This is a genomic window from Mesorhizobium sp. M7A.F.Ca.CA.002.09.1.1, assembly GCF_003998555.1.
Taxonomy (GTDB): Bacteria; Pseudomonadota; Alphaproteobacteria; order Rhizobiales; family Rhizobiaceae; genus Mesorhizobium; species Mesorhizobium ciceri.
The window spans coordinates 1-7,866 of record NZ_RZRR01000172.1; the positions used below are offsets into that span (position 1 = coordinate 1).

A 7,866-nucleotide genomic window follows, 5' to 3' on the forward strand; every position below is an offset into this window, starting at 1 on the left:
GTTCTGTTCCGGCTTATGATTGCGTCCCTCGCGCGCCAGCTCGTCGGCCGCCTGGGATATCTGCGCTTCAAGATCCTCCATCGAAGCCGCGATATCGAGGTCGCCGCTGCCGATCTCATTGCTGAGGTCGAGATCGAGCGCCTTTTCCAGTTCCCTGGCCACTTCGCTGTCGAGAGTTCTCGTCGTCGGTTTCTTTGCCATGCCTTCGCTACCCTGTACTAGCTGCCGCGGGCTTATAATTCTGTTTGTCTTGCCCCGCGCAGGAGGCTGAAAATGGACCCCTCGTATCGTAATGACACAGGGGGGTAAAGAAAACATGCATTCCGCGGGATACGTAAAACTTTAAATATAAGGTTAACGGAACTGTGATTTGGACGCCGCTTTGGCAACATTTTTCCGGGCCATTCATTAACCCGTTGTCCATTGGATTCGCCTAGGTTTTTGGGCGAGTCGAAGAAACGGAGTTCGAGTTCATGCGTGGCGAAAGCGGCATCGCCTTCTCAATGCCCGGGGGAGATGTATCCGGACCAAGACGGTCACGGCCGGTCGATTTGGCACACCTTGCCCGCCAGACAATGGGTGACCGCAGCCTTGAGCAAGAGGTTCTGGCGCTATTTGTACAGCAGGCGCTGTCCGTGCGTGACAGAATAGTCGACGCCGATATCAAGGACCGGCTTCTGCTCGCCCATGGATTAAAGGGTTCGGCACGGGGCGTGGGCGCCTTTGCCATCGCCGATTGCGCCACCGAGATCGAGCACCGGCCGGAAGACGGCCAGACGCTCAAGCGGCTTGGTACGCTGATCGACGAAGTGCGCGATTTCATCGCCGCCATCAACCGCTGAATCCGCGCCGAATCCGATTTGCGGAAAAACGTCATCGGGCGGCGCTTTCATGCGGCAGTTGACTTGTCAGCCGGAGTGATTATCTCGGCTGCAACTCCCTTCAGGTGACAAATGACCAAGCTGACTTTCATTGCCCATGACGGCACGCATTTCGACATGGACGCCGAGAACGGCTCTACGGTCATGGAGAACGCGATCCGCAACGCCGTGCCCGGGATCGAAGCCGAATGCGGCGGTGCCTGCGCCTGTGCCACCTGTCACGTCTATGTCGACGAAGCCTGGACGGCTGAAGTCGGCGAGCCGGAAGCGATGGAAGAGGACATGCTGGACTTCGCCTACGACGTCCAGCCCAACTCGCGCCTGTCATGCCAGATCAAGGTCCGCGATGCGCTTGACGGCTTGGTCGTGCGGGTGCCTGCCCGCCAGGGATAAGCGCAACCTTTTTGCCAACTGATTTTTCCCGCTGTGGCTTGGCAGCGGGGCGATGGTCATGCAGTGTCCTGCTGTTTCACCACAGCGCCGCGCGTCCTCTTGGACGCGCAACGGACGCTGTAGCACTTTTATTTGCGCATGATCCTTTCCGAAAATCGTTCCGATTTTCGGGGTCATGCGCAGCGAGGCACAGGCATGACCGACATCACCAGGACAGACGTGCTTATTGTCGGGGCAGGGCCGGTCGGCCTGTTTGCCGTGTTCGAGCTCGGCCTGTTCGACATGAAGTGCCACCTGATCGACATTCTCGATCGGCCGGGCGGCCAATGCGCGGAACTTTATCCGGAAAAGCCGATCTACGACATTCCAGGCTGGCCTTCGATCTCGGCGCAGGGGCTGGTCGACAAATTGCTCGAGCAGATCGCGCCGTTCAAGCCCGATTTCAGCTACAACCGAATGGTTTCCAGCCTGGAAAAACTGGAGGACGGCAGTTTTCGCGTCACCACCGACGAAAACGAGGTGTTCGAGGCCAAGGTGGTGGTGATTGCCGCCGGCGGCGGCTACTTCCAGCCCAAGCGTCCGCCGATCCCCGGCATCGAGCCCTATGAAGGCAAGAGCGTCTTCTATTCGGTGCGCCGGATGGAGGATTTTCGCGGCCACGACCTCGTCATTGTCGGCGGCGGCGACTCGGCGCTCGACTGGACGCTGAACCTGCAGCCGGTGGCAAAGAGCGTGACGCTGGTGCACCGGCGGCCTGAGTTCCGCGCCGCTCCCGACAGCGTCAACAAGATGTATGCCATGCAGGAGATGAAGCAGCTCGAATTCCAGGTCGGCCAGGTGACCGGATTGACCGGTGCCGACGGCCAGTTGTCATCGGCCACCATCAAGGGACCGGATGGCGACGTCGAGGTGCCTTGCACGCGCATGCTGCCGTTCTTCGGCCTGACCATGAAGCTCGGACCGATCGCGGAGTGGGGTCTCAACCTTCACGAGAACCTCATTCCGGTCGATACCGAAAAATTCCAGACATCGGTGCCCGGCATCTTCGCGGTCGGCGATATCAACTGGTATCCGGGCAAGCTGAAGCTGATCCTGTCGGGTTTCCACGAAGTGGCGCTGATGGCGCAGGCCGCCAAGCGCATCATCAGCCCCGGCGAGCGCATCGTTTTCCAGTACACGACCTCATCGACCAGCCTGCAGAAGAAGCTCGGCGTCTCCGGCTGAACTTTACTCGGCCAGCATCGGCGCCGCATTGTCGGCGTAGCCGCGAAGCTCCTTTTCGGGCATCAGCGTCAGCGTGATCAGCCCCAGCAGCAATGTAGCGGCGGCGACGGCAAAGATCATCACGAACGGCTCGATCGTCGCGCTATGGCCAGCGATCCGCACGCCTTCACCGGCAAGCGGCAAGCCGTAGCCCAGAGCGACCGCGCCGAGCATGGCGACCCCAAGCGCACTGCCAAGCGAACGCAGGAATGTCAGCACGCCCGTCGCGACGCCGAGATGCACGCGATCGACGGCGTTCTGGACCGACACGGTGGTGACCGGAAACGTCGTTCCGGTTCCAAACCCGATGCAAATCGTCAAGACCTCGACCTCCAGCAGCGTTGCATATCCTGCGACGACGGCCAGCAGGCAGAGGCACAGCATGCTGAAGACGACGCCCACCATCGCAATGCGCTTGTAGTGGGTGAAATGCGGGATCATACGCCCGCTGAATGCCGCGCCGCCGACGGTCCCCAGCAGAAGCCCAAGCATCGCGATGCCCGACTCCGCTGCCGACAAGCCGAGCACCGCCTGAAGATAGACGGGCAGGTACACAGCCATGCCGACGCTTGCGGCCTGAAGCAGGAACATCGAAAGCGTGCCCGCCAGAACGATTGGATTGCCAAGCACTTCGAGTGAGATGAGCGGCTCGGCGGCGCGCATGAGCCGCAAGGCAAAAGCGCTCCAGAAAATCGCCGAACCGCAGAGAACGCCGATGACTTCAAGCGAAGTCCAGGGATAGGCGCTGCCGCCCCAGTTCAAGGCGAGCAGCAGCAGCGCCGTGGCAATTATCAGAAGCAGCGCGCCCAGGCCGTCGATGCGATGGCGCTTTGCGGCAATGGGCAGTTTCTTGAGCGGCTTGTTGATGATCGCCATCGCAAGAAAACCAAGCGGAATGTTGATCCAGAAGATCAGTGACCAGTGCAGGTGCTCTGCGAAAGTGCCGCCGAGCAACGGACCGGCAATGCTGGCGACAGCCCATGTGCCGGAGAACCAGGCGGCATAGCGTGCCCGCTCGCGCGGCGGCACGAGATCGCCGACGACGGTCTGCGTCAAAGCGAACAAGCCGCCGCCACCGGCGCCCTGGATCGCCCGCCCGACAACCAGCACAAACATGTTGGGGGCCATCGCGCTGACCAGCGATCCCGCCAAAAAGATCAGGATCGCGGCATAGACGGTCGGCCGGCGGCCGTAGACGTCGGAAATCTTGCCGTAGAGCGGAGCCACGGCTGTAGCGGTCAGGAGATAACCGGTGACGATCCATGGCAGATAGTGTGCGTTTCCGAGCGCATGCCCGATGGTCGGCATGGCCGGCGCGACAATGGTCTGATCGAGTGCCGCCAACAGCATCGACAACAGCACGCCGCCGATGATGGCGTTCTTTTCGCGCTCTGTTATCGGCGTGCCGGTTTCCGCCATCGTTTTCTCATCGACAGCCTGGTCCATGATCGTTCATCCATAAGCTTGCGATTTGACCGGCGCTGTTCAGCCGCTCCGGCTTCATGACCGTTTGGATCGCATTGGTGTTTTAAGCTCGTCTGGCGAGCCTGATATATGTCGTCCCATATAGGCCGGTTTCGACGGCGGCTCGAAAGTTTTTCGAATCTGGCACTACGTTTCGGTGAATTGGCTTTCAGTTCGGGTGCGTTCAGGCCGGCGGCAGTCGTCCGTTGCCGATGCGCTCCATGCGGTAGCGCAGCAGCCGCAAGATGCGGCTTTCGAAATTGACGCTTTCGACGCGGTCGAACTGAAGCTGGGCGCGGTCGTGCCTGGCCAGAACAGCCGCGGTGATCGCGGCCGCCTTGGCCTTGGCGGCGTTGCAGTTCTTTTGCGGGTAGGTGGCCTTCAAGGCCTCTTCGAGTTCGCCGCCATGGTTCTTGGCGATTTCGACATGGCGCTCCTCATGGCGCTTGATGTCGGCCGACAGCGTATCCCAGAACAGCCTGACATCGGCATCGGCCTTGCGCGGCCGGCGCCACTCGGGAAGGATCACCTTCACCTTGACGGTCACCACCGCGTCGGCAATCCGGCAGGAACTCGGTGTCTGCGCATAGCTGATACGGGTGGTGAAGGCCATTTGCGTGGCGCCCGGGTGCCGCGTGCCGGTGCTTTTCACCTCCGGGCCGCGTTTGGAGAGTTGTGCCTCGATGTCGTCGAGGGTGCTGCCGCCAATGGCGAAATAGCTGTACGTCTTGACGAGATTGGCCGCCGCCGCCGGGTGCGGCGTTATGGCGAGCAGCAGCGCGCAAGCCAAGGATTGTTTCACGCCCAAGGACTGTTTTTTCATGCCAAGCATGGATCGTTTCATCATGTTGCCTCTTCGACCACCTTGCTTTACGGCCGTTGCCGGCGCAATGAAATTGATCCGCCAGGGATCACACATGATTGATGAACTCCATGGTCGATGAGCAATGACGGCCAGGCGATGGCAATTGGCGCATGGACGCCATCTCGACCTTGGCGGCAAGGCCGTGGTCGTCGGCATCCTCAATGTCACGCCCGACAGCTTTTCCGACGGCGGCCAGTTCGACGCTCCTGAAAAGGCGCTGGCCCAGGCGCGCCGCATGATCGGGGAAGGGGCACTGGTTGTCGATGTCGGGGGAGAATCGACGCGCCCAGGTGCTGCCGCGGTATCGGCCAGCCAGGAACAGGCCCGCATCCTGCCGGTGATCGAAGCGCTGGCGGGCGTGAACGAGGTGCTGATTTCGGTCGATACCTATCGCGCCGACACGGCGCGGCTGGCGGTCGCCGCCGGCGCGCATATCGTCAACGATGTCTGGGGTTTGCAGCGCGAGCCCGATATTGCTCGTGTCGCCGCCGATACCGGCGCCGGGCTTGTCATCATGCATACCGGGCGGGATCGCCAGAAGCTGCCGGACGCGATTGCCGATCAGTTGGCATTCCTGCGAAGGTCGCTGGAAATCGCCCGCCAGAACGGCATCGCCGATGATCACATCGTGCTCGATCCCGGTTTCGGATTCGCCAAGGAGACGGCGGAGGAAAATCTCGACCTGATGGCACGCTTTTCGGAATTGCATGCACTCGGCCTGCCGCTGATGGCCGGCACGTCGCGAAAACGCTTCATCGGCACGGTCACCGGCCGTGATGCCGCCGACAGAGGGGTCGGAACAGCGGCGACCAGCGTCATTTTGAGGCTCCAGGGCGCCGATCTGTTTCGCGTCCACGATGTCGCATTCAACGTGGACGCATTGGCGCTCGCCGATGCTATGCTGGCGCGTCAAACCGACCGGGCGAGAAACTGATCGATGTATGTCATCCGCATGAAGAACTGCGCTTTCTTTGCCCGGCACGGCGTGCTGGACGAGGAGGAACGGCTCGGCCAGCGCTTCTATGTCGATGCCGTTCTGACCGTTGATCCAGGCCGGGCGCTTGCCGAAGATTCGATCGAGGATACAGTCCACTACGGCGTTGCATTCAGCGTCATTGAAAAGATCATCACCGGGCAGCGCCGTTTTCTGATCGAGTCGCTGGCGCTCGAAGTGGCCCGTGCGCTGACGGCGCGTTTTCCGCAGATAAAGAAAGCCGAGATCACGGTGCGCAAGCCGAACGCACCAGTGCCCGGCGTGCTCGATTATGTCGAGGTGACCGTTGTCTGGCCCGAATAGTACCGTTTATCTCAGCCTTGGCGGCAATCTTGGCGATCCGGCGAAATCCATGAGCGCGGCGCTGCGCATGCTGGATGCCGACGCGGATACGCGTGTCACCGGCGTCTCCTCGCTTTATCGCACACCGCCCTGGGGCAAGCTCGATCAGCCGGATTTTCTCAATGCGGCCGCCGAAATTTCCACCGTGCTTGCACCGCGTGCCTTGCTCGACCTCTGCCTCGATGCGGAGCGCAAGCTGAAGCGGGTGCGCGAGGAGCGGTGGGGGCCGCGGCTGATCGACATCGACATTCTGGTGTTCGGCGACCGCGTCATCCACGAGACCGGGCTGGAGGTGCCGCATCCGCGCATGCTGGAGCGCGCCTTCGTGCTGGCGCCGCTGGCCGAGATCGCGCCCGGCCTGGTTGTCAGCGGTCGCAGCATCACCGACCGCCTGGTCGCCGTCGATACCTCAGGCATCGAGCGATTGTCGTCCGGCCGGGATTGGTGGCTGGCCTGATTTCTGGGCAAAGCGACGGCCGAACTTTAGCCCGAGAAGCCGCCACCATCCAGGAACGTCTGCTCCTGCGAGGTGGTTTCGCGCCCAAGCATCCTGTTTCGATGCGGAAAACGGCCGAATTGCTCAATGATATCACGATGTTCGACAGCATACTTCAGATAGGGCTCGGCCCTGGCCTGCGTCAGCTCGACCGAAATATCCTGGTCGGCCAGTAGCTCCGAATGCTCATAGGGCAGGTAGAGGAAAACGCGGAGTTCTTCCTCGAGTGCCAGGTCATGACCAGCCGCGATCGCCTTCTCTGCGAAATATCTGGCGAGCGGATCGGTCGCGTACATATGGCCGGTGCCGCGAAAGCAGTTCCGCGGAAACTGGTCGAGCAGGATCATCAGCGCCAGCGCGCCTTCGGTATGTTCCAGCCAGTCGTCGCATTCACGCCGCGCGGCGGCGTAGTGCAGGTCGAGAAAGCGGTCGCGGAACTCGGCATCGAATGCTTCGTTCTTCTCGAACCAGGCATCCTCGCCGGCATCGCGCCAGAATTTGGTGACCGACAGGGCTCTGCTGTCCAATTCCATACCTGATTCCTTGCTCAATCGGCGGGTTCGGATTTGTGCAGCACACCCGCGGTCTCTTCGTTGAGTGCCTGACCAGGCCGGCGCGGCGTCGAGAGCGGTGTCGGAATCGGCGTGCCGATATTGCCTCTCAGGAAGCGCTGTCCGGCGCGAATGCCTTCGGCGAGCTGGGTTTCGAAGCGGTCGGTGTCGCGGCGCCTGACATCTTCGATCGTTTCAGCCACGTCTTCGGGATCGACGCCCAGAGATTCCAGGGCCGAGCCGCCGAAAACAAGTGCGGATTCGAAGGTTTCGCGCAGTTGGTAGTCGACGCCGGCACGTATGAGCTGCAGCGCCGTTCCACGGTCGAATGCGCGGGCCAGCACGGTGAGCAGTGGGAATTCGGCCTTGATCAGCTGGGCGATGCGAACAGCCACATCGGCCTTGTCGACGCAGATCAGCACGGCGCGCGCCCGGCCGGCACCGGCGGCATGCAGGATGTCCAGCCGCGTGCCGTCGCCATAGTAGACCTTGAAGCCGAAATCGGCCGCCGCCTGGATCATTTCGACGTCATTGTCGATGATCGAGACGTCGATGCCGCGCAGCAGCAGCGGCTGGCTGGCGATCTGGCCGAAGCGGCCGAAGCCGATGATCAGCAC

Annotated in this window: 11 protein-coding genes; 6 read left to right on the forward strand and 5 right to left on the reverse strand. The window is 61.5% G+C overall.

The window, feature by feature from the left end:
• Nucleotides 1–201: hypothetical protein (locus tag EN994_RS10330; protein ID WP_164745861.1), on the reverse strand; the 201-nt coding region annotated here is incomplete at its 3' end.
• A 272-nt stretch (nt 202–473) separates the two neighbouring features.
• On the opposite strand from EN994_RS10330, the gene EN994_RS10335 reads away from it, so the two are divergent.
• The 3 genes from EN994_RS10335 (at nt 474) to EN994_RS10345 (ending at nt 2,498) form a co-directional block, all read left to right on the forward strand.
• The gene (locus EN994_RS10335) at nt 474–842 is read left to right on the forward strand and encodes an Hpt domain-containing protein (protein WP_023813039.1); all 369 of its coding nucleotides are present in this window, start codon (nt 474–476) and stop codon (nt 840–842) included.
• Nucleotides 843–953: 111 nt separating this feature from the next.
• Nucleotides 954–1,274 carry a 2Fe-2S iron-sulfur cluster-binding protein gene (locus EN994_RS10340; protein ID WP_013531878.1) on the forward strand — a complete coding sequence of 107 codons (321 nt, stop codon included), beginning with the start codon at nt 954–956 and terminating at the stop codon, nt 1,272–1,274.
• A 195-nt stretch (nt 1,275–1,469) separates the two neighbouring features.
• Entirely contained in the window at nt 1,470–2,498 is a 1,029-nt protein-coding gene (locus tag EN994_RS10345; RefSeq protein ID WP_063167916.1) for an NAD(P)/FAD-dependent oxidoreductase, read from the forward strand.
• Nucleotides 2,499–2,501: 3 nt separating this feature from the next.
• On the opposite strand, the gene EN994_RS10350 is transcribed toward EN994_RS10345, so the two are convergent.
• Entirely contained in the window at nt 2,502–3,983 is a 1,482-nt protein-coding gene (locus tag EN994_RS10350; protein ID WP_063167917.1) for an MDR family MFS transporter, read from the reverse strand.
• Nucleotides 3,984–4,185: 202 nt separating this feature from the next.
• Nucleotides 4,186–4,845: a DUF922 domain-containing protein gene (locus EN994_RS10355; RefSeq protein ID WP_063170227.1), complete on the reverse strand. Its 660-nt coding sequence runs from the start codon at nt 4,843–4,845 to the stop codon at nt 4,186–4,188.
• A 103-nt stretch (nt 4,846–4,948) separates the two neighbouring features.
• Here EN994_RS10355 and folP point away from each other — a divergent pair, with 103 nt between their 5' ends.
• Genes folP through folK form a run of 3 tightly spaced genes read left to right on the forward strand, consistent with a single transcriptional unit; the run spans nt 4,949 to nt 6,659 of the window.
• On the forward strand, nt 4,949–5,800 hold the full coding sequence (gene folP / locus EN994_RS10360; RefSeq protein ID WP_063167918.1) for a dihydropteroate synthase: 852 nt from the start codon (nt 4,949–4,951) through the stop codon (nt 5,798–5,800).
• A gap of 3 nt (nt 5,801–5,803) precedes the next feature.
• Nucleotides 5,804–6,163, forward strand: a complete 360-nt coding sequence (gene folB, locus EN994_RS10365; RefSeq protein ID WP_013531873.1) for a dihydroneopterin aldolase — start codon at nt 5,804–5,806, stop codon at nt 6,161–6,163.
• Entirely contained in the window at nt 6,147–6,659 is a 513-nt protein-coding gene (gene folK, locus EN994_RS10370) for a 2-amino-4-hydroxy-6-hydroxymethyldihydropteridine diphosphokinase (RefSeq protein WP_013531872.1), read from the forward strand. Before folB ends, folK begins: the two co-directional genes overlap by 17 nt.
• A gap of 26 nt (nt 6,660–6,685) precedes the next feature.
• Here the strand turns inward: folK and EN994_RS10375 are convergent, their stop codons facing one another.
• Entirely contained in the window at nt 6,686–7,231 is a 546-nt protein-coding gene (locus EN994_RS10375; RefSeq protein ID WP_063167919.1) for a DUF924 family protein, read from the reverse strand.
• 14 nt (nt 7,232–7,245) lie between these two features.
• On the reverse strand, nt 7,246–7,866 hold a 621-nt coding region (locus EN994_RS10380), incomplete at its 5' end, for an NAD-binding protein (RefSeq protein ID WP_206530392.1).

What these genes read in the sequence shown, in the direction of transcription:
- EN994_RS10335 (WP_023813039.1), top strand. Translation starts at nt 474, where the DNA reads ATGCGTGGCGAAAGCGGCATCGCCTTCTCAATGCCCGGGGGAGATGTA.
- EN994_RS10340 (WP_013531878.1), top strand. Translation starts at nt 954, where the DNA reads ATGACCAAGCTGACTTTCATTGCCCATGACGGCACGCATTTCGACATG.
- EN994_RS10345 (WP_063167916.1), top strand. Translation starts at nt 1,470, where the DNA reads ATGACCGACATCACCAGGACAGACGTGCTTATTGTCGGGGCAGGGCCG.
- EN994_RS10350 (WP_063167917.1), bottom strand. Translation starts at nt 3,983, where the DNA reads ATGGACCAGGCTGTCGATGAGAAAACGATGGCGGAAACCGGCACGCCG.
- EN994_RS10355 (WP_063170227.1), bottom strand. Translation starts at nt 4,845, where the DNA reads ATGAAACGATCCATGCTTGGCATGAAAAAACAGTCCTTGGGCGTGAAA.
- folP (WP_063167918.1), top strand. Translation starts at nt 4,949, where the DNA reads ATGACGGCCAGGCGATGGCAATTGGCGCATGGACGCCATCTCGACCTT.
- folB (WP_013531873.1), top strand. Translation starts at nt 5,804, where the DNA reads ATGTATGTCATCCGCATGAAGAACTGCGCTTTCTTTGCCCGGCACGGC.
- EN994_RS10375 (WP_063167919.1), bottom strand. Translation starts at nt 7,231, where the DNA reads ATGGAATTGGACAGCAGAGCCCTGTCGGTCACCAAATTCTGGCGCGAT.